Origin of the sequence: Burkholderia sp. Bp9142 (genome assembly GCF_003853415.1) — a bacterium.
In the GTDB taxonomy this organism is placed as follows: domain Bacteria; phylum Pseudomonadota; class Gammaproteobacteria; order Burkholderiales; family Burkholderiaceae; genus Burkholderia.
Map to the genome: position 1 here is coordinate 1 of NZ_QTPP01000006.1, position 18,896 is coordinate 18,896.

At 70.1% G+C, this 18,896-nt stretch carries 18 protein-coding genes and 2 pseudogenes; 11 read left to right on the forward strand and 9 right to left on the reverse strand.

The window, feature by feature from the left end; all coding sequences use genetic code 11:
* Positions 1-406: hypothetical protein (locus tag DIE22_RS38130; RefSeq protein ID WP_185640574.1), on the reverse strand; the 406-nt coding region annotated here is incomplete at its 3' end.
* A 35-nt stretch (positions 407-441) separates the two neighbouring features.
* Positions 442-1,287 carry an aldo/keto reductase gene (locus DIE22_RS08585; protein ID WP_124604874.1) on the reverse strand — a complete coding sequence of 282 codons (846 nt, stop codon included), beginning with the start codon at positions 1,285-1,287 and terminating at the stop codon, positions 442-444.
* Between the two features lie 157 nt (positions 1,288-1,444).
* Here DIE22_RS08585 and DIE22_RS08590 point away from each other — a divergent pair, with 157 nt between their 5' ends.
* A complete protein-coding gene (locus DIE22_RS08590; RefSeq protein WP_124499819.1) occupies positions 1,445-2,191 on the forward strand; it encodes a GntR family transcriptional regulator in 747 nt (248 codons plus the stop codon).
* Between the two features lie 21 nt (positions 2,192-2,212).
* On the opposite strand, the gene DIE22_RS08595 is transcribed toward DIE22_RS08590, so the two are convergent.
* Positions 2,213-3,604 carry a CoA transferase gene (locus DIE22_RS08595; protein WP_124604875.1) on the reverse strand — a complete coding sequence of 464 codons (1,392 nt, stop codon included), beginning with the start codon at positions 3,602-3,604 and terminating at the stop codon, positions 2,213-2,215.
* Positions 3,605-3,743: 139 nt separating this feature from the next.
* Between DIE22_RS08595 and DIE22_RS08600 the strand changes: the two genes are divergently transcribed.
* The gene (locus tag DIE22_RS08600) at positions 3,744-4,976 is read left to right on the forward strand and encodes a citrate/2-methylcitrate synthase (RefSeq protein WP_124499817.1); all 1,233 of its coding nucleotides are present in this window, start codon (positions 3,744-3,746) and stop codon (positions 4,974-4,976) included.
* Here the strand turns inward: DIE22_RS08600 and DIE22_RS08605 are convergent.
* Positions 4,949-5,272: a DUF2917 domain-containing protein gene (locus tag DIE22_RS08605; RefSeq protein ID WP_124499816.1), complete on the reverse strand. Its 324-nt coding sequence runs from the start codon at positions 5,270-5,272 to the stop codon at positions 4,949-4,951. The two genes, DIE22_RS08600 and DIE22_RS08605, sit on opposite strands and share 28 nt — an antisense overlap.
* Before the next feature lie 223 nt (positions 5,273-5,495).
* Between DIE22_RS08605 and mdtD the strand changes: the two genes are divergently transcribed.
* Both mdtD and DIE22_RS08620 read left to right on the forward strand, forming a co-directional pair.
* Positions 5,496-6,935: a multidrug transporter subunit MdtD gene (gene mdtD, locus DIE22_RS08615; protein WP_124604876.1), complete on the forward strand. Its 1,440-nt coding sequence runs from the start codon at positions 5,496-5,498 to the stop codon at positions 6,933-6,935.
* Positions 6,936-7,108: 173 nt separating this feature from the next.
* A complete protein-coding gene (locus DIE22_RS08620) occupies positions 7,109-8,383 on the forward strand; it encodes an EAL domain-containing protein (RefSeq protein WP_124604877.1) in 1,275 nt (424 codons plus the stop codon).
* Positions 8,384-8,405: 22 nt separating this feature from the next.
* On the opposite strand, the gene DIE22_RS08625 is transcribed toward DIE22_RS08620, so the two are convergent.
* Both DIE22_RS08625 and DIE22_RS08630 read right to left on the reverse strand, forming a co-directional pair.
* Positions 8,406-9,020 (reverse strand): bifunctional 2-polyprenyl-6-hydroxyphenol methylase/3-demethylubiquinol 3-O-methyltransferase UbiG, encoded by a 615-nt coding sequence (locus tag DIE22_RS08625; protein ID WP_124604878.1) that lies wholly within the window; start codon positions 9,018-9,020, stop codon positions 8,406-8,408.
* Between the two features lie 141 nt (positions 9,021-9,161).
* Positions 9,162-9,686 carry a DUF962 domain-containing protein gene (locus DIE22_RS08630; protein WP_124604879.1) on the reverse strand — a complete coding sequence of 175 codons (525 nt, stop codon included), beginning with the start codon at positions 9,684-9,686 and terminating at the stop codon, positions 9,162-9,164.
* Positions 9,687-9,767: 81 nt separating this feature from the next.
* On the opposite strand from DIE22_RS08630, the gene DIE22_RS08635 reads away from it, so the two are divergent.
* Both DIE22_RS08635 and chrA read left to right on the forward strand, forming a co-directional pair.
* A complete protein-coding gene (locus DIE22_RS08635) occupies positions 9,768-10,475 on the forward strand; it encodes a Crp/Fnr family transcriptional regulator (protein WP_124499811.1) in 708 nt (235 codons plus the stop codon).
* 89 nt (positions 10,476-10,564) lie between these two features.
* A pseudogene (gene chrA, locus DIE22_RS08640) lies at positions 10,565-11,775 on the forward strand (chromate efflux transporter).
* 109 nt (positions 11,776-11,884) lie between these two features.
* Here chrA and sodB read toward each other — a convergent pair.
* Positions 11,885-12,463, reverse strand: coding sequence for a superoxide dismutase [Fe] (sodB, locus tag DIE22_RS08645; RefSeq protein ID WP_124499809.1), 579 nt, complete (start codon positions 12,461-12,463; stop codon positions 11,885-11,887).
* 242 nt (positions 12,464-12,705) lie between these two features.
* On the reverse strand, positions 12,706-14,088 hold the full coding sequence (gene xseA, locus DIE22_RS08650; RefSeq protein ID WP_124604880.1) for an exodeoxyribonuclease VII large subunit: 1,383 nt from the start codon (positions 14,086-14,088) through the stop codon (positions 12,706-12,708).
* A gap of 450 nt (positions 14,089-14,538) precedes the next feature.
* On the opposite strand from xseA, the gene lpxK reads away from it, so the two are divergent.
* The 5 genes and pseudogenes from lpxK to DIE22_RS08675 all read left to right on the forward strand — a co-directional run.
* Positions 14,539-15,567, forward strand: coding sequence for a tetraacyldisaccharide 4'-kinase (gene lpxK / locus DIE22_RS08655; protein ID WP_124499807.1), 1,029 nt, complete (start codon positions 14,539-14,541; stop codon positions 15,565-15,567).
* The gene (locus tag DIE22_RS08660; RefSeq protein ID WP_006750935.1) at positions 15,548-15,751 is read left to right on the forward strand and encodes a Trm112 family protein; all 204 of its coding nucleotides are present in this window, start codon (positions 15,548-15,550) and stop codon (positions 15,749-15,751) included. The genes lpxK and DIE22_RS08660 overlap by 20 nt, the downstream gene beginning before the upstream one ends.
* A 106-nt stretch (positions 15,752-15,857) precedes the next feature.
* Positions 15,858-16,649, forward strand: a complete 792-nt coding sequence (kdsB, locus tag DIE22_RS08665) for a 3-deoxy-manno-octulosonate cytidylyltransferase (protein ID WP_124604881.1) — start codon at positions 15,858-15,860, stop codon at positions 16,647-16,649.
* A gap of 207 nt (positions 16,650-16,856) precedes the next feature.
* Positions 16,857-17,519 carry an adenylate kinase gene (gene adk / locus DIE22_RS08670; RefSeq protein WP_124604882.1) on the forward strand — a complete coding sequence of 221 codons (663 nt, stop codon included), beginning with the start codon at positions 16,857-16,859 and terminating at the stop codon, positions 17,517-17,519.
* 289 nt (positions 17,520-17,808) lie between these two features.
* Positions 17,809-17,950: pseudogene (locus tag DIE22_RS08675) on the forward strand (3-hydroxyacyl-CoA dehydrogenase); the annotation flags it as partial.
* A 96-nt stretch (positions 17,951-18,046) separates the two neighbouring features.
* Here DIE22_RS08675 and DIE22_RS08680 read toward each other — a convergent pair.
* On the reverse strand, positions 18,047-18,889 hold the full coding sequence (locus DIE22_RS08680) for a SirB1 family protein (protein ID WP_124499804.1): 843 nt from the start codon (positions 18,887-18,889) through the stop codon (positions 18,047-18,049).
* Between the last annotated feature and the right edge of the window lie 7 nt (positions 18,890-18,896).

Consider the following 18,896-nt stretch of genomic DNA (forward strand, 5'->3'; position numbering starts at 1 on the left):
TGGCGGTGGCGGTGGCGGTGGCGGTGGCGGTGGCGGTGGCGGTGGCGGTGGCGGTGGCGGTGGCGGCGGCGGCGGCGGCAACGGCGGCAGCGGCGGCAGCGGCGGCAGCGGCGGCAGCGGCGGCAGCGGCGGCGGTCATGGCACCGGCGGCCACGGCAATGGCGGCGGCAACGGTAGCGGTAACGGAAGTGGAGGTGCCGGCAACGGCGGTGCCAACGGCGTCGGCAACGGCAGCGGCAGTGCTGGCGGGCATGGAACCGGAGGCAGCGGCAACGGCAGCAGCGGCGGTCATGGCAACGGTGGCGGCAACGGCAACGGCAGCGGTAGTGGCGGCGCCGGTAACGGCGGTGCCAACGGTGTCGGCAATGGCAATGGCGGCGGCAACGGTGGATCGGCCGGCGGCCATGGCCACTGACCGAAGCACCGCCTGACCCCGTGCTGTCAGAGCATTTCGAGCGCGCGCTTGCTGCGCGGCGGACGGAAGTACCCGTCGAGCTGCGCGCGCTCGTCATCGCTCAACACGAGATCGAGCGCCGCGCGATTGTCGCGCACGTGTTCGATCCGCGACGCCTTCGGGATCGCGAACACGCCCGGCTGCCCGAGCACCCAGGCGAGCGCGACGCGCGTCACCGACACGCCGCGCTGCCGCGCGATCTCGTCGAGCGGCGAGCGCTTCGGCAGCCGCCCGTGATCGACGGGGCTGTAGGCCATCGTCGGCATCCGGTGGTCGGCAAGCCATGGCAGCAGGTCGAACTCCGGCCCGCGACGCGCGATGTTGTAGAGGATCTGGTTGGTCGCGCACGCACTGCCGCCCGCCTCGTCGACGAGTTCGGCCATGTCGGCCGTATCGAAGTTGCTGACACCCCAGTGGCGGATCTTGCCCGCGCGCCGCAGCGCCTCGAACCCCTCGACCGTCTCCTCGAGCGGCACCGAACCGCGCCAGTGCAGCAAGTACAGATCGAGATGGTCGGTACGCAAGCGCTTGAGGCTCGCGTCGCACGCGGCGACGACGCCGCGCCGGCTCGCGTGATGCGGGTACACCTTGCTGACGAGGAACACGTCGTCGCGCAGGCCAGCCAACGCCTCGCCGACGAGTGCCTCGGTCGCGCCGTCGCCGTACATCTCGGCGGTGTCGACCAGCGTCATCCCGAGCGCGATGCCCTCGCGCAATGCGACGATCTCGTCCACGCGCCGCGCGGGCCGCTCGCCCATTTCCCAGGTCCCCAGGCCAAGCTTCGGAATCGTCTCGCCGTCCGGCAGGACGACCGTGGCGATCGTGTCTCTCATGCACTCCTCGCTGCGGATAGGTGGCCGCGCACTGCGGCCGAAGCATGGGCCAGTGTAGTCAATCGGCGCCCTGCCCGCCTATTGCACGGCAAAAACTGGCTATAACGGCGCCGCATGATGACTTAGAATGGCCGGCAACCTGATCGATACCCATTCCATGAAGGCACCCACGGACGACCGCTGGCAGGACCTGCGCCCCGACCCCGACAACGACACGCCGCTCTACCTGCAGCTCGCCCGCAAGCTCGGCGACGCGATCCACGACAATCGCTGGGCGGCCGGCGAGGCGCTACCGTCCGAGCGCGTGCTGTCCGAAGCGCTCGGCGTGTCGCGCATCACCGCGCGCAAGGCGATCGCGCTGCTCGTCGAGCAGGGCCTGATCCGCCGCACGCAGGGCGCCGGCAACTTCATCCAGCCGCGCTACGAGGATCCGCTGTCGCGGCTGTCGAGCTTCAGCGAGATGCTCGAGCGCCGCGGCTTCAAGCCGAGCTCGCAATGGCTCGAGCGCGAAATCCAGCCGGCGAACCGCGACGAAGTGATTCAGCTCGGCCTGTCGCCGGCCGCATCGGTCACGCGGCTGAAGCGCCTGCGCCTCGCCGACGGCATCGTGATGGCCGTCGAGAACTCGACGTTCCCCGCCACGCTGATTCCCGATCCGCAGGCGATCGGCGGGTCGCTGTACAGCTATCTCGAAGCGCGCGGCACGCCGATCGTGCGCGCGCTGCAGCATTTCCGCGCGGTCAACGCGACAGACGAGATCGCGCAACAGATGGGCATCGCGCCGCACGACGCGCTGCTGCTGATCACGCGGATCGGCTATACGGCCGACCAGCGCGCGATCGAGCTCACCGATACCTACTGCCGCAACGACTACTACGACTTCGTCGTCGAGCTGCGCAAGTAACGCGCGCGGCGCCGCCCGCGCTCACAGCCAGCGCGCTTCGTCCGTGCCGAGCGGCACGGGCGGCCGCGCGAAGCGCGGCGGCGTCGCCGACAGGCGTTCGGCCGGGCGCACGGCGTCGATCGCGCCGAACGGCGACGCGGTCCGGTCGATCCGGTCGCGCACGTCGTCAGGCGTCAAATCCGGTGCGTGCAGGCCGTCCGGCACCACGCCGAACGATTGCAGCCAGCGCCCCGTCTGCGCGAGCGACAACCGCACGTGCCAGCTTCCCCCTTCCGTCGCCCGGCGCGCGAGCGCGATCATCGCGCCGAACGCCGCGAGATAGCCCGTCGCGTGATCGAGCGCCTGGCACGGCAGATGGCGCGGGCCGTCCGCGTGCGCGGCGTGCTGCTCGCTCCATGCGATGCCGCTGGCCGACTGCACGAGGCTGTCGAAACCGCGCCGCATCGACCACGGCCCCGCGTACCCGTAAGCGGACACCGACACGCAGACGATGCCGGGCCGCAGTTCCGCGAGCGCCTGCGGCGAGAACCCGCGCGCCGCGAGCGCGCCGGGGCGATAGGCCTGCAGGAATACGTCGGCGTCGCGTGCGAGGTCGCGCAGCGTGGCGACACCCGCTGCCTCGCGCAGGTCGATCCACGTCGAGCGCTTGCCGCGCCCGTTGTCGATCACGAGCGACGCGATGTTCGGCAGGTGCGGGCCGTTGACGAGCAGCGTCTGCGCGCCGTGCGATGCGAGCGTGCGGCCCGCGACCGGCCCCGCAATGATGCGCGTGAGATCGAGCACGCGCACGCCCGCGAGCGGCTGGTCGGGCTCGCCGCGACCGATCGCCTCGACGGGCGCGTCGCCGATCCGTTCGATCTCGAACAGCGGCAGCGACGCGAGCGCGCGCGCCTGGTCGTGCGCGGCCCATTCGTCAGGGGTTCTGATCAATGCCGCGCACAGGCCGGCCTCGGCCAGCGCGGTATCGAGTGCCGCGCCGTCCCACGTGCGGATCGCCGCGGCAACGTCGTCACGCCGCGGGCCGCAGCCGAGCACGTCGAGAATCCCGTGCAGGTGATGCGGAAAGTTCGCATGCAGCTGGACCCAGCATCCGTCGCGCGTGTCGTGGAAGCCCGTCACCGGATGGCGCGGCTCGGGCGGCGGGCCGTCGTCCACGCGCAGGTAGCGTTCACTGCGGAACGCGACGAGCGCGTCGCGCATCGACACGTCGACGCGCTGCGCGACGCCCGTGCGCAGCCGGTGGCATTCGGCCGCCGCGAGCCCCGCTGCCGCGATCGTCGCCGCGGCCAGCGTGCCGACGTGGAACGTCGACGGCAGCGTCGGGTCCTGCCCCGTCACCGCTGCGCGTGCCAGCGCGCCGGGCTCGCCGTGCGCGAGTTGCCACAAACGGGTCAATGCGAGTTCGGGTGTCATGGTGGGAACGCGCCGTTGAGGAGACGTAATCGAGTCTAGAATTCGCGACAGGTGCGATCAATCTTGATTGCGCGAATCAATGCATAACGAATAGTCGTAGCCGGGCTGCGTTTCATGCGCCCCGACAGGAGCGATCCGCATGACGTCCCTCAGTGCGCCGGAAGCCGCCGGCATCCTCGGTGTCAGCGTGAGCACCCTTTATGCGTATGTGAGCCGCGGCCTGCTGCGCTCGTTGCCCGACGGCGCGAGCAAGCGCCGCCGCTACGACGCGAACGAGGTGCGCCTGCTCGCGCGCCGTCGCGCCGACGCAAAACGCGCGGGCGGCGTCGCCGAGCGCTCGCTCGACTGGGGCGTGCCCGTGCTCGAATCGCGGATCACGCAGATCGCCGACGGCCGCCTGCACTATCGCGGCGCCGACGCGATCGCGCTCGCGAACGATGCGACGCTCGAGGAAACCGCCGCACGGTTGTGGGATTGTCCGCCCGCGCGGCTCGCCGCCGCATCGCTTGCCTCGACCGGTTTCGACGCCGCGCAGTGGGACGACTGGGCGCGCCGCTGGGCGCATCTCGCGCCGCTCGAGCGTGCGCTGGTGCTGCTCCCCGCCGCGGCCGCGGCGCTGCCGCGCCGGTGGGCGCAGGGGCGCGACGCGCAGTTCGACGCGGCCACGCTGCTGCTGCGCGTGACGACGGCCACGCTGGCCGGCAGCGCGCCGGGCAATGCGCCCGTGCATCGGCAACTCGCCGCCGCGTGGCGCATCCGGCGGCGCGACGAGGCCGACCTGCTGCGCCGCGCGCTCGTGCTGTGCGCCGATCACGAACTGAATCCGTCGACCTTTGCGGTGCGCTGCATCGCGTCGACCGGCACGCACCTGTTCGGTGCGGTCGCGGGCGGGCTCGCCGCGTTGTCGGGCCCGCGCCACGGCGGCGAGACGTTCCGGGCGGGCGCCCTGCTCGATGAAGCGGCGCGCGCCGCCGACCTCGACCGGTACCTCGCGCTGCGCGTCGCGCATGACGAACGCGCGGACGGCGCACGCACGGCGCTCGCCGGTTTCGCGCATCCGCTCTATCCCGACGGCGATCCGCGTGCACGCGCGTTACTCGACGCGCTGCACGCGACGCTGCCCGACCGGGCGCCGCTACAGGTGGCCCGTGCGCTCGCCGCACGCGTCGAAGCGGCGACCGGCGTGCAGCCGGCGATCGATTTCGCACTCGCGGTGCTGGAGCGCACGCTCGCGCTGCCCGACGGCGCCGCGTTCACGCTGTTCGCGGCCGGCCGCACCGCGGGCTGGATCGCGCACGCGCTCGAACAGTATGCGGACGGCAAACTGATCCGGCCCCGCGCGCGCTACGTCGGCAACGACGCGACGGCCTGAGCGCGGCCGCCGCGCCATGCGGCGAGCCGTCGCCATGCGATCGGCGCGGCCTGCACGGCTGGCGCCGCCTGCGGGCCGAATGCGAACACCGCGCCGCCCGCCGCCGCGCTGATCCACACGCGCATGCCGGGCAGCAGCGCCAGCGACTCGCCGGCGCGCAGCCAGTGATCGTCGGGCCGGCCCTCGATCGTCACCCACAGGTCGCCGTCCGCGACCTGCAGCGCGGTGCGATCGACGATCCGCCACCGTCCGGCCGGCTCGTTGCCGTCAATCTCGTAAAGTCGCAGTTCGCGCATGGCCGCCTCCGGGTCGCGTGGGTTCAATGACACCAGTATTTCGGACAGCGACAGCACGCGGACAGATACGCCTGCAGACACTTTCGGCTGAACTGTACCGGTCCGCCGGCGGACGGGCGTCCGCCCGGCATCGTATCCGGACGGACGGCGCGCCCGCCCGATCCTGCGTGGCGCGGCGGCTTTGCCTACAATGGCGGCTGTCCCGCGCCACCGGTCCGTCCCCATGTTCCAACGCCCGCCCGCCGCCGCACCCGGCGAAAAGAACCTTACCGTGATGCTATGGCTCGTCGCGACGGGCTTCTTCATGCAGACGCTCGATGCGACGATCGTCAACACGGCGCTGCCGTCGATGGCGGTGAGTCTCGGCGAATCGCCGCTGCGGATGCAGTCGGTCGTGATCGCGTACTCGCTGACGATGGCGGTGATGATTCCCGTCTCGGGCTGGCTCGCGGACACGTTCGGCACGCGGCGCGTGTTCTTCAGCGCGATCCTGGTGTTCTCGCTCGGCTCGCTGCTGTGCGCGAACGCGCACACGCTGCAACAGCTCGTGGTGTTCCGCGTCGTGCAGGGGGTGGGCGGCGCGATGCTGCTGCCGGTCGGGCGGCTCGCCGTGCTTCGCACGTTTCCGGCCGAACGCTACCTGTCCGCGCTGTCGTTCGTCGCGATTCCCGGGCTGATCGGGCCGCTGATCGGGCCAACGCTCGGCGGCTGGCTCGTCAAGATCGCGTCGTGGCACTGGATCTTCCTGATCAACGTCCCGGTCGGCATCGCCGGCTGCGTCGCGACTTTCTACTCGATGCCCGACGCGCGCAACCCGGCCGTCGGCCGCTTCGACCTGAAGGGCTATCTGCTGCTGACGATCGGGATGGTCGCGATCTCGCTGTCGCTCGACGGGCTCGCCGATCTCGGGATGCAGCACGCCGCCGTGCTGGTGCTGCTGATCCTGAGCCTCGCGTGCTTCGTCGCGTACGGCCTGTACGCGGTGCGCGCGCCGCAGCCGATCTTCTCGCTCGAACTGTTCAAGATCCATACGTTCAGCGTCGGCCTGCTCGGCAACCTGTTCGCACGGATCGGCAGCGGCGCGATGCCGTACCTGATCCCGCTGCTGCTGCAGGTGAGCCTCGGGTATTCGGCATTCGAGGCCGGGCTGATGATGCTGCCCGTCGCGGCGGCCGGGATGTTCTCGAAGCGGATCATCACGCGCCTGATCTCGCAGCACGGCTACCGCAAGGTGCTGCTCGCGAACACGATCATGGTCGGCGTGATGATGGCGAGCTTCGCGCTGATGCGCGACACGGTGCCCGTGTGGGTGAAGGTCGTCCACCTCGCGCTGTTCGGCGGCTTCAACTCGATGCAGTTCACCGCGATGAACACGCTGACGCTGAAGGATCTCGGCACCGGCGGCGCGAGCAGCGGCAACAGCCTGTTCTCGCTCGTGCAGATGCTGTCGATGAGCCTCGGCGTCACGGTCGCCGGTGCGCTGCTGGCCACCTTCACCGGGATGCTGCGCACCGTGACGCCGAGCAACACGCTGCCCGCGTTCCATGCGACCTTCATCTGCGTCGGGATCATCACGGCCGCGTCCGCGTGGATCTTCGCGCAGCTCGCGCCCGAAATCCGCGGCCGCGCGCAGTACAAGACCGATCCCTCCGAGCGCGCATGACGCAGGGCGCGGCAATCGCCACGGCGGCGCGCGACGCACCAGGTCGGTGCAACAAGCCTGCACCGCGCCGCAACTGGCGGGCGCGACGGCCCGCCGCACGGGGCGCGATGTCGTGCATGCTTCTTGCTCGCCTATTCTGTAGGTAAACTGGCAGTCTTCCCTCGGCCGACATCATGAGCATGATCGACATCGACCCACCCGGCTTCCAGCCGCCCCGCCCCGTCGCCGGCGACGACGGAAAGCGGCGCACCGTGCTGTACGGCGCGTACACCGTGTTCAGCGTGTTCCAGCCCGTTTTCTCGGTGTCGCACCGCCGCGCGATCGGCTATCACGCGTCGCTGCGCGCGCACGATGAGGAAAGCCGCCAGGTCGCGTCGCACGAGGTGTTCACGCAGGCGGCGCGGCGCGGCGACCTGCTCGAGCTCGGCCGGCTCGCCGAATCGCTGCATCTCGGCAACTTCCACGCGTTCGACAGCCACGACGAATGGCTCTTCCTGAGCCTGCATCCGGCCGCGCTGATGGACACCGTCTACGGCGACGCGCTGCTCGCGAACCTGAAGGCGCTCGGCCTGCCGCCGCATCGCGTGGTGCTCGAGGTGCCCGAGCAGGCAGGCGGCGAGACGCCGCGCTATGCGGCGATCGTCGACGGGCTGCGCAAGGCCGGCTTCCTGATCGCGCTCGGCGGCTTCGGCGCCAAGCATTCGAACATCGACCGCGTGTGGCACCTGCATCCCGACATCGTCACGCTCGACCGCGGGATCCTCGCGCAGGCGAGCGAACACTCGCATCTCGAACGCGTGCTGCCGGGTCTCGTGTCGCTGCTGCACGAATCCGGCCAGCTCGTGCTGATGGGCGGGCTCTCGACCGAGCGCGACGCGCTGATCGCGCTCGAATGCGACGTCGATTTCGTTCAAGGGCAGTACTTCGCGGGGCCGAGCGTCGACCCCGTGCAACCGCAGGCCGCCGCCGGCTGCATGGACACGCTGTCGGCCGCATTGCGGCTACGCGTCGGGCAACGCGAGCTCACGCAGGCCGAACGCCTCGCGCCGTATGTCGCCGCGCTGGAGGAAGCGAGCCAGAAGCTCGCCGCGGGCGAGTCGCTGATCGACGCCGCCGGCGCCGTGCTCGGGTTGCCGGAAACAGCGCGCTGCTTCCTGCTGGATGCATCGGGCCGCCAGATCGGCGATAACGTGCTCGCGCGCGGCAGCGTATCGCAGCGGGCGAAGCGCTTCCGGCCGCTGCTGCATTCGGAAGGCGCGAGCTGGGAGCGCCGCCCCTACTTCATCCACGCGATGCGCGCGCCGAGCCGCGTGCATCTGACGCCGCCGTACCTGTCGATCAACGAGGCGCACCTGTGCGTGACCGCATCGATCGCCGCGCCGGCCGCGACCGGCATGCAGGTGCTGTGCGTGGACATCAACTGGGAAGCGGCGCTCAACCGCGAATGAAGGTGGAAGGTGCGCGCCGCGCTCATGCGGCGCCATCGACGCCGCCGGCGCGGCGCACGATCAGCCGGTGCACGCGCTTGCCGGACGACGCGCTGACCACCTCGTGCTCGTCGAGCACGTGCATGCCGGCGCCGAGTGCGGCATGCATGCGCGCCGAATCGAGCGGCGTGTACAAGCGGCCGCGCTCGTCGCGCAACGCACCGTTGCCGGCCACCCGCCAGCTCAGGTACAGCGTGCCGCCGGGCATCAGCAGCGCGGCCAGCCGCGCGGCCGCCGCGGCCGCATCCGCCTGTTCGAGGTGCATCACGACCGTCTCGCACAGGACGTTCCGGAACACGCCGGACGGCACGCCGGCGAGCGCCGGCAATGCGGCCAGCTCGAACGTCAGCGACGGATGGCGCACACGCGCCTCGGCGAGCAGCGCGGCGCTCGCATCGTAGCCGCGCACGTCGAATCCTTGCGAAGCGAGCCACGCGGTGTCGCGCCCCGCGCCGCAGCCGACATCGGCCGTCGGCCCCGGCGCGAAATACTGATCGAGCAGCGCATACATGTCGTCGGGGACGGCCTCGTCGAGCCAGTCCCGCGCGTATTGCGCGGCATGGGCTTCGTAGGCATCGAGAGTCGGGCGGTCCACCATGGCGATTGCTCCGCGTACGCGTCTCGTCGTGCGACGCACCCCGCATCTTAGCCGTTGCGCATCGTGCGTGGTGTCGTGCTCGACGCGCGCCCCTACGCCGCGCGCAAGTCGCCCGCGCGCGGCACCTGCGCGGCCGCTCCGTCAGACATGCGAGTGCGCGCCGCCGTGCACGGGGCCCGAGCGCCGCTCGACTTCGCGGCGCACGTCGCCGCGCAGGCCCGCGAAAAACGCGACCTCGGCGACGACGAACAACGGCCCGACCATCAGGCCGACCAGGTCGTCGACGAACGCGGGCTTGCGCCCTTCGAACCAATGCCCGACGAACTGCACGATCCAGCCGACCACGAACCCGCCGATGCCGATCCCGAGCCATTGCGCGGTCGGCAACAGCGCGAGCGTCTGCGCGGCCCAGAGGCCGAGCGCGCACAGCACCGTCATCACCACCCCGAAGCGCAGGTCGAGGCGCAGGTAGAACACCGCGAACGCCGCGGCGAGCAGCAGCGCCGGCGACAGCGCGACGCCGGCCAGCGTGCCGAGCGCCGGCCGCGACAGCAGCACCTCGACCGCGAACACGATCATCGGAATGCCGACCAGATGCGTCGCGATGTTGCGCGCATCGCGATGGTAGGCCGCATACTGGGAAAGGTGGTCTTCGAGCGTCTTCATGGCGTCTCCTGAACGATCATTGAGCGCTATGATGCGCGTCACGCCCGAGAACCTCTGTCAGCTACCCGACATCGCGCGCCCATGCCCTCGTCGCTCGCCCCCTACCAGCCGCAGATCGAAGCGCACCCGTGGTTCGCCGCGCTGCCGCCCGCGTTGCGCGAAGACCTGCTCGCCCGCGCCGCATTGCGGCCCCTGCCGGCCGGCCACGCGCTGTTCCGCCGCGGCGACCCGCCGTGCGGGCTGTATGCGGTGCTGGCCGGTTCCCTCACCATAGGCGCGGTCGACCCGCACGGCAAGGAGTCGCTGCTGACGGTCGCCGAACCGGTCACGTGGTTCGGCGAGATCGCGCTGTTCGACGGCCAGCCGCGCACGCACGACGCGATCGCGCTCGACGACACGCTGCTGCTGCACGTCGCGCAGGCCGCGCTGCTCGCGATGCTCGACGCGACGCCGCAATACTGGCGGCAGTTCGCGCTCCTGATGGCGCAAAAGCTCCGGCTGAGCTTCCTGACCGTCGAATCGATGAGCGTGATGCCGGCCGCGCAGCGGCTTGCCGCGCGGCTGCTGATGATCGCCGACGGCTACGGCGGGATCAGCGCCGGCCGCACGCGCATCCGGTTGTCGCAGGAAAAGCTGGCTGCGATGCTGTCGCTGACGCGCCAGACCACCAACCAGCTGCTGAAGGCGCTGCAGGCCGACGGCGTCGTGCGGCTGCATGTCGGCGAGATCGAACTCGTCGACGTCGACGCGCTGCGCCGCGCGAGCGGGCTGCCCGACGGCACCTGCTGACACCGCCGCGCCAGCGCCGCAACGCCGCATTTGCGCCGCCATGGCGTTGCGCTATCGTGGCGGCTCTTTCGCCCTCCCCGCATCCGCTCTTGAACACGTCGACCGTCACCACCCCGTCCCGCCACGCATGGCCCGTGTTCGCCGCGTTCCTGCGGCTCGGCCTCACATCGTTCGGCGGCCCCGTCGCGCATCTCGGCTACTTCCGCGACGCGTTCGTCACGCACGCGGCTGGCTGACCGAGCGCGCGTATGCGGATCTCGTCGGGCTGTGCCAGTTCCTGCCGGGGCCGGCGAGCAGCCAGGTCGGGATGGCGATCGGCCTGTCGCGCGCGGGCTATGCGGGGATGTTCGCCGCGTGGCTCGGCTTCACGCTGCCGTCGGCGCTGCTGATGTTGCTGTTCGCGCTCGGCGTGCACGCGACGGGCATGCCGGTCGCCGCCGGCGCGCTGCACGGGCTGCGCATCGTGTCGGTCGCGGTGATCGCACAGGCGGTGTGGGGCATGGCGCGCACGCTGTGCCCGGACGCGCGCCGTGTCACGCTGATGGCGATCGCTGCATGCATCGCGCTGCTCGTGCCGGCCGCATGGCTGCAGGTGGCCGTGATCGTCGCGGCGGGGGCAGCCGGACGCGTGCTGTTGCCGCAGCCCGAGCGCGACGCCTACGATCCGTTGCCGCTGCATGTATCGCACCGCGCGGGCGTGCTCTGGCTCGTGCTGTTCGCCGCGCTGATCGCCGGGTTGCCGGTCGCGGCCCGCGCGCTCCATTCGAACACGCTCGCCGTCGTCGACGCATTCTTCCGCACCGGCGCGCTGGTGTTCGGCGGCGGGCACGTCGTGCTGCCGCTGCTGCAGGCGGCCGTCGTCGCGCCGGGCTGGGTCGGCGATTCGGTGTTTCTGGGCGGCTACGGTATCGCGCAGGCCGTGCCGGGGCCGCTTTTCACGTTTTCGGCCTTCCTCGGTGCTTCGCTGCGCGACGCGCCGAACGGCTGGCTCGGCGGGACGATCGCGCTCGTGTCGATCTTCGCGCCGTCGTTCCTGCTTGTCGCGGGCACCGCGCCGTTCTGGGAACGCCTGCGCCGCAGCACGCGCATGCAGGCCGCGCTCGCGGGCGTGAACGCGGCCGTCGTAGGACTGCTGCTCGCCGCGCTCTATCACCCGGTGTGGAGCGACACGATCTCGTCGCCACGCGATTTCGCGGCCGCGCTCGTCGCGTTCGTTGCGCTCGCGTTCTGGCGCGTGCCGCCGTGGGCGGTCGTGATCGCGAGCGCGGCGCTCGGGTGGTTGTCGGGGATGATCGCCTGATCCGGCGAATGTCGTGCGTCGATTCATGTCCGACAAAAACAAGAAAGCCCTCTTGACGAGGGCTTTCTTGAGGTACCGCGCGCCGCGAAGGCGCGCGGGATGCCTGGACTTACGCGAAGTTCTTCGCTGCGAAGTCCCAGTTCACGATGTTCCAGAACGCTTCGACGAACTTCGGACGTGCGTTGCGGTAGTCGATGTAGTACGCGTGTTCCCACACGTCGATCGTCAGCAGCGGCTTGTCGGCCGTCGTCAGCGGCGTTGCGGCGTTGCTCGTCGACACGATGTCGAGCGAACCGTCAGCCTTCTTCACGAGCCATGCCCAGCCCGAGCCGAACGTGCCGACCGCGGCCTTCGTGAACGCTTCCTTGAACGCGTCGTACGAACCCCACTTCGCGTTGATCGCGTCGCCCAGCGCGCCCGACGGTGCGCCGCCGCCGTTCGGCGACAGGCTGTTCCAGAAGAACGTGTGGTTCCAGATTTGCGCGGCGTTGTTGAAGATGCCGCCCGACGACTTCTTCACGATCTCTTCCAGCGACAGGCTTTCGAATTCCGTGCCCGGGATCAGATTGTTCAGGTTCGTCACATATGCCTGGTGATGCTTGCCGTAGTGGTACTCGATCGTCTCTTTCGAGATGGTCGGCGCGAGTGCGTCTTCAGCGTACGGGAGCGGCGGGAGCGTATGAGCCATGGCGATTCCTTCGTTGAGTATGTAGGGAGGCTGTGTTGAATGCTGCCGAGCGTCCGATTGTAGGCGAGTCCGAATATCCCCGCAAACTCACGGGCATTTATCCGCGGTATGCAGAAAATCGGCGCTGGCGCTTCATCCGGCAGGACGAGACGACGATGCGCAGCTTCCGTTCCCGGGTCCGGCGCGCCCGGTGCATCCGGACCGCCGGGCGCACGACCTTCGTTTCGCTTACGCCGCCGTCGTCAGATCGTATCGGTCAGCCGCGGCTGCACGTCGGCAAGCGACACATCGGCCGAGCCTTCGGCGAGATGCACGGTCAGGCGGCGCTGCGGTTTCAGCGCACTCGGCGCGCGCACCGCGCGGCCGGTCTGCGTGTCGATCAGCGCCGCGTAGCCGCGCTCGAGCGTGCGCTGCGGGCTCAACACCTCGAGCCGCGCCGCGCAGGCCGAGACCCGCGCGGTATCGCGCTCGTGACGGCGCTGCAGCGCCACCGCGAGACGTTGCGACAGTCCCGCGAGCGCATGGCGCGCCTGCGCCGGGTCGGGCCGCGCGCGCTGCCAGCGCAGCTGCGCGAGCGCGAAGCGCGCACGCGCGTCGCGCACCGGCCGCGACGCCGCCGACGCGAGCCGCACGGCCAGTTGCTCGACGTGGGTGCGCTGCCGCTGCAGCCGTTCGGCCGGACTGACGAGCCGGCGCGCGAGCCAGTCGAGCTGCTGCGCACGCTGCTCGAGCCCGCGTTCCAGGCTGCGCGCCAGCGCGCGCTGCCGGTCGGCGACCTCGCGCAACAGCAACGCGCGCTGCGGACTCGCGAGTTCGGCCGCGCCGGTCGGCGTCGGCGCGCGCAGGTCGGCCGCGAAGTCCGCGATCGTGAAATCGGTTTCGTGGCCGACGCCGCTGACGACCGGCAGTTCGCTCGCCGCGATCGCGCGCGCGAGCGCTTCATCGTTGAACGACCACAGATCCTCGATCGAGCCGCCGCCGCGACAGACCAGCAGCACGTCGACCTCGCGCCGCGCGTTTGCAGCCTGCACGGCCGCGACGAGTTTCTCGGCCGAGCCCGCACCCTGCACGGGCGCCGGATAGACGATCACGGGGATGTGCGGCGCGCGGCGCGCGAGCGTGGTCAGCACGTCGCGCAGCGCGGCCGCCTGCAGCGACGTGACGATGCCGATCGCGCGCGGATGCGCGGGCAGCGAACGCTTGCGCTCGGGCGCGAACAGGCCTTCGGCCTCGAGCTGCGCCTTCAGCCGCAGGAACGCCTCGTACAGGCGCCCTTGCCCGGTGCGCCGCACGGCCTCGACATTGAGCTGCACTTCGCCGCGCGGCTCGTACATCGTGACGACCGCGCGCACCTCGATCCGGTCGCCTTCGCGCGGCGTGAATTCCGCATACTGCGCGCGACCGCGAAACATCACGCAGCGCATCTGCGCCTGCGGGTCCTTGATCGAGAAATACCAGTGGCCGCTCGCGGCGCGCGTGAAATTCGACACTTCGCCCGAGATCCACAGCAGTGGAAACGAACGTTCGAGCATTGTCGAAATCGCGCGATTGAGCGCCGAAACGGGAATCACTTCGTCACCGCCGCGGGTGGCGCCGGGAGCGGAAAAAGGAGAGTCGGAAAGCATGGGCGATCGGATGAATGCTGGCGGCGACACGATAGTCCGACACGCGCGCGGCGTCCAGCGCCGAGCGTCCGCGCCGCGACGCGCGGAAGGTGTCCACACTCTGACATTCATCCACCCAAAACGCTTGAAAACCGCGGGAAAAACCAGACAATTTCACGCAATCCATTGATTTTTATAGATTTTCAAACCTTACAATTTTATTCGACGCCGACTCGACGTCCACCCGGCGGGCGTTTGGTGCGGACGGGCGGCGAGTTTTTCACAGAGTTATCCACAGCCCGCCCCGATCCGGCCCCGCCGGGTACGTCGCCCGGCCGCGCTTGCCGCGCCCGCGTGCGGCGCGCTAGAGTGCCGCCTTCCGAAGACCTTGCGGCATGCGCCGCCCAACGGAGAATCCGTCTTGACGAATCCGTCCCACGACGCGGCGCACGATACGCCGCGCCCGACCCGATGAGCGCGCCCGGCGGCCCGCTCGCGCGGCTCGAAGCGCGCCTCACGCGCGAATGGCAGCGACGCGGCGCACTCGCCTGGGCGCTCACGCCGTTCGCATGCGTATTCGGCCTGTGCGCGGCGCTGCGCCGCGCGGCCTATGCGCAGGGCTGGAAGCAACCGGTCGACGTCGGTGTGCCCGTCGTCGTGGTCGGCAACGTGACCGTCGGCGGCACGGGCAAGACGCCGACCGTGATCGCGCTCGTCGATGCGCTGCGCGCGGCCGGTTTCACGCCGGGCGTCGTGTCGCGCGGCTACGGCGCGAACGTGAAGGCGCCGACCGCGGTCACGCCCGCGTCGCGCGCGAGCGCGGCCGGCGACGAACCGCTGCTGATCGCGCGCCGCACCGGCGCGCCCGTGTGGGTATGCCCCGACCGCGTCGCGGCCGCGCAGGCGCTGCGCACCGCGCATCCTGACGTCGACGTGATCGTCAGCGACGACGGCCTCCAGCACTACCGCCTCGCGCGCACGGTCGAGCTCGTCGTGTTCGACCACCGGCTCGGCGGCAACGGCTTCCTGCTGCCGGCCGGCCCGCTGCGCGAGCCGCTGTCGCGCCACCGCGACGCGACGCTCGTCAACGATCCGTACAGCGGCGCGCTGCCGCCGTGGCCCGACACCTACGCGCTCGCGCTGACACCGGGCGCCGCGTGGCACCTCGACCAGCCGGCGCTGCGCCGCCCGCTGTCGCAGTTCGCGAACGAGCGCGTGCTCGCCGCGGCCGGCATCGGCGCGCCGGAACGCTTCTTCGCGACGCTGCGCGCGGCCGGCCTCGCGCCGGCGACACGCGCGCTGCCCGACCATTACGCGTTCGCCGACAATCCGTTCGTCGACGACGCGGTCGACGCGATCCTGATCACCGAGAAGGATGCAGTAAAATTGGGCGCTTCCTGGCGCGACGCTCGGCTGTGGGTCGTCCCCGTCGAAGCCGCGCTCGATCCTCGCCTCATTGCCCTCGTTGTGGAGAAACTCCGTGGACGCTCGCCTGCTTGAAATCCTTGTGTGCCCTATCTGCAAAGGCCCGCTCCACTATGACCGCGCCGCGCAGGAGCTGATCTGCAACGCGGACAAGCTCGCCTACCCGATCCGCGACGGCATCCCCGTGATGCTCGTCGACGAAGCACGCCAGACCGTCGAAGGCACGCCGGTCGACCCCGCCGGCCCGGCCGGCAGCTGAACGCCGACCGCTGCACCGGCGCCCCGCCGCGGCCACGTGCCGAACCCTGCCGGGCGGCCTGCTTTCGACGCGCCGCCCGCCCCGCCCTTCTCACCGCCCAGCCCCGATGACTCATCCGCAGCCCTTCATCGCCGTCATTCCTGCCCGGCTCGCGTCGACGCGCCTGCCGAACAAGCCGCTCGCCGATCTCGGCGGCAAGCCGATGGTCGTGCGCGTCGCCGAGCGCGCGCGCGAAGCGGGCGCGCAGCAGGTGCTCGTCGCGTCCGACGCGCAGAGCGTGCTCGACGCGGCACGCGATCACGGTTTCGAAGCGGTGCTGACGCGCGCCGACCATCCGTCGGGCACCGACCGGCTCGCGGAAGTCGCCGCGACGTTCGGGTGGAGCGACGACACCGTCGTCGTCAACGTGCAGGGCGACGAGCCGCTGATCGACCCGGTGCTCGTGCGCGACGTAGCGTCGCACCTCGCCGCGCATCCGGACTGCGCGATCGCGACTGCCGCGCACCCGATCCACGAAGCGGCCGACGTGTTCAACCCGAACATCGTGAAGGTCGCGCTCGACGCGCGCAACGTCGCGATGTACTTCTCGCGCGCGCCGATTCCGTGGAGCCGCGACGCGTACCAGCCACACTGGCCGGACGTCGGAGCCATGCCGGCGCCGGCGTTTCCGGTCTACCGCCACATCGGCCTCTACGCGTATCGCGCGCGCTTCCTGCGCACCTATCCGTCGCTCGCGCAGGCGCCGATCGAGCAGGCCGAGCAGCTCGAACAGCTGCGCGCGATGTGGCACGGCGAGCGCATTGCCGTGCTGATTACCGAGCACGCGCCCGCAGCCGGAATCGACACGCCGGCCGATCTTGCACGCGTGCAGGCCCTTTTTCGGCCGGGTTCAAAATAACCCGTGGCATAATCAGGCGATTGTGCGAGCCGTCCGCGACCCGCGCGTTCTCGCTTGACCCCGCCACGGCCCATCCCGGCAGCCGCGCGTCGCTTTCGCCGACGTGCCGCGTCAGACCGGTCCGCCGCGCGCCAGGCAAGCCCCGCGCACGCTGTCGCTGACACTTTTGCGTCTCGCCATACGAATCTACATACTGGAGATATCACCATGCGTTTGATCCTGTTGGGCGCGCCCGGCGCGGGAAAGGGCACCCAGGCAAACTTCATCAAGGAAAAGTTCGGCATCCCGCAAATCTCGACGGGCGACATGCTGCGTGCGGCCGTCAAGGCCGGCTCGCCGCTCGGCGTCGAGGCGAAGGGCTACATGAACGCCGGCAAGCTCGTGCCGGACGCGCTGATCATCGGCCTCGTGAAGGAGCGCCTGAAGGAATCGGACTGCGCGAACGGCTACCTGTTCGACGGCTTCCCGCGCACGATCGCGCAGGCTGACGCGATGAAGGAAGCCGGCGTCGCGATCGACTACGTGCTCGAAATCGACGTCCCGTTCTCGGAAATCGTCGAGCGCATGAGCGGCCGCCGCACGCACCCGGCATCGGGCCGCACGTACCACGTGAAGTTCAACCCGCCGAAGGTCGAGGGCAAGGACGACGTGACGGGCGAACCGCTGATCCAGCGCGACGACGACAAGGAAGAAACCGTCAAGAAGCGTCTCGAAGTGTATGAAGCGCAGACCAAGCCGCTGATCACGTACTACGGCGACTGGGCGCAGCGCGGCGAGGAAAACGGCCTGAAGGCCCCGCAGTATCGCAAGATCTCGGGCCTCGGCAGCGTGGACGAAATCCGCGAGCGTGCGTTCGACGCACTGAAGTAAGCACCGCGTCGTGCCCCCGCAAGCCGCCCTTTCCGGGCGGCTTTTTTTCGTCTGCTTCCTCCGTTTCGTCTGACCAGGATCCGCACGGCCGTGCCGGCCTCGCCGGCGCCCCATACAATCGATCGAACGCAGACGCCCCGGCTTTGCTCCGATCGACCGGCATCGGACCCAGCCAAGGAGACCGTGATGGAGATTCGCGGCCGGCAACGTCTTTCCGATCACGGGCGGCGCATCGGGCCTCGGCGCCGGAACGGCCCGCATGCTCGCGCAGGCAGGCGGCAAGGTCGTGCTCGATGCGATGGTGCCCTTCCCGCCGCGGCTCGGCAAACCGGACGAATACGTGCTGCTGGTGCGCCAGATAGTCGAGAACCCCGATGCTCAACGGCGAAGTGATTCGCCTCGACGGCGCGATCCGGATGCAGCCGAAATAAGTGCAAACAACTGCAAACGAAAAACGCCCGCGGGCGTTTTTCATTCGAGGCGCCGGACGGCGGGCTTGCCCACCGGCAATGCCGCCCGCAAGCGGCTCAGTCCTCGCCGTCGCGCTGCATCCGCTGCCGCAATTCCGTCACCTGCGATTCGACGACGGTCGCATCCTCTGCATCGGGCCGCTCGCCGAGATACTGCTCGAGATCCTCGAGCGCGGGACGCAGGTAATCGAGCCGCGCATACGCGAAGCCGCGGTCGCGCACCTCGTCGAGCTGTTCGGGCAACAGGATCACGAGCCGCTGCTGCACCGCGAGCAGCCGCTGCCAGCGTTCCGTCTGCAGATAGATCGTCTTCAGGTTGCGCAGCATCCGCGCGATGATCTCGCGGCTCGTGGCGGGCTGCAGCAGCGCGCGCAACGCACTGTCGACCGCGCCCGCCGCGCGCGCGACGTACGGCTCGAGCATCTCGACCATCTCGGCTTCGGACAGCGAATGGCCGTTGGTCGGATCGATGATCAGGTCGCCGTCCGGCAGTGTCACGCGCAGCAGGAAGTGGCCGGGGAACGACACGCCGCGCGCCGGCACGCCGATCTGCTCGGCGAGCTCGAGGTACAGCACCGACAGCGAGATCGGAATCCCGCGCCGCCGCTTCAGCACCGCATTCAGGTGGCTGTTGTCGGGGTCGTAGTAATCGTTGTGATTGCACGCGAAGCCGAGTTCGCGGAAGAAGAACTCGTTCAGCGCGGCGACGCGGTCCTTCAGGTCCGCATCGTCGGCGAGCCGGCGGCTCAGCCGCGCGGCCAGCATGTCGATTTCGGCCAGCGTGCCCTGCAGGTCGAGGTCGGGATACGCGTCCTGTGCGAGCGACAGCGCGGTTTCCGTGACGGGCAGACTGTCGTCGTCCGCCACGAGCGTGCTGAAGTAGTCGAGGACGCGGGTCATTGCGGTC

Coding starts and splice junctions, on each gene's coding strand:
- DIE22_RS08585 (WP_124604874.1), bottom strand. CDS start 1,287: ATGAGAGACACGATCGCCACGGTCGTCCTGCCGGACGGCGAGACGATT.
- DIE22_RS08590 (WP_124499819.1), top strand. CDS start 1,445: ATGAAGGCACCCACGGACGACCGCTGGCAGGACCTGCGCCCCGACCCC.
- DIE22_RS08595 (WP_124604875.1), bottom strand. CDS start 3,604: ATGACACCCGAACTCGCATTGACCCGTTTGTGGCAACTCGCGCACGGC.
- DIE22_RS08600 (WP_124499817.1), top strand. CDS start 3,744: ATGACGTCCCTCAGTGCGCCGGAAGCCGCCGGCATCCTCGGTGTCAGC.
- DIE22_RS08605 (WP_124499816.1), bottom strand. CDS start 5,272: ATGCGCGAACTGCGACTTTACGAGATTGACGGCAACGAGCCGGCCGGA.
- mdtD (WP_124604876.1), top strand. CDS start 5,496: ATGTTCCAACGCCCGCCCGCCGCCGCACCCGGCGAAAAGAACCTTACC.
- DIE22_RS08620 (WP_124604877.1), top strand. CDS start 7,109: ATGAGCATGATCGACATCGACCCACCCGGCTTCCAGCCGCCCCGCCCC.
- DIE22_RS08625 (WP_124604878.1), bottom strand. CDS start 9,020: ATGGTGGACCGCCCGACTCTCGATGCCTACGAAGCCCATGCCGCGCAA.
- DIE22_RS08630 (WP_124604879.1), bottom strand. CDS start 9,686: ATGAAGACGCTCGAAGACCACCTTTCCCAGTATGCGGCCTACCATCGC.
- DIE22_RS08635 (WP_124499811.1), top strand. CDS start 9,768: ATGCCCTCGTCGCTCGCCCCCTACCAGCCGCAGATCGAAGCGCACCCG.
- sodB (WP_124499809.1), bottom strand. CDS start 12,463: ATGGCTCATACGCTCCCGCCGCTCCCGTACGCTGAAGACGCACTCGCG.
- xseA (WP_124604880.1), bottom strand. CDS start 14,088: ATGCTTTCCGACTCTCCTTTTTCCGCTCCCGGCGCCACCCGCGGCGGT.
- lpxK (WP_124499807.1), top strand. CDS start 14,539: ATGAGCGCGCCCGGCGGCCCGCTCGCGCGGCTCGAAGCGCGCCTCACG.
- kdsB (WP_124604881.1), top strand. CDS start 15,858: ATGACTCATCCGCAGCCCTTCATCGCCGTCATTCCTGCCCGGCTCGCG.
- adk (WP_124604882.1), top strand. CDS start 16,857: ATGCGTTTGATCCTGTTGGGCGCGCCCGGCGCGGGAAAGGGCACCCAG.
- DIE22_RS08680 (WP_124499804.1), bottom strand. CDS start 18,889: ATGACCCGCGTCCTCGACTACTTCAGCACGCTCGTGGCGGACGACGAC.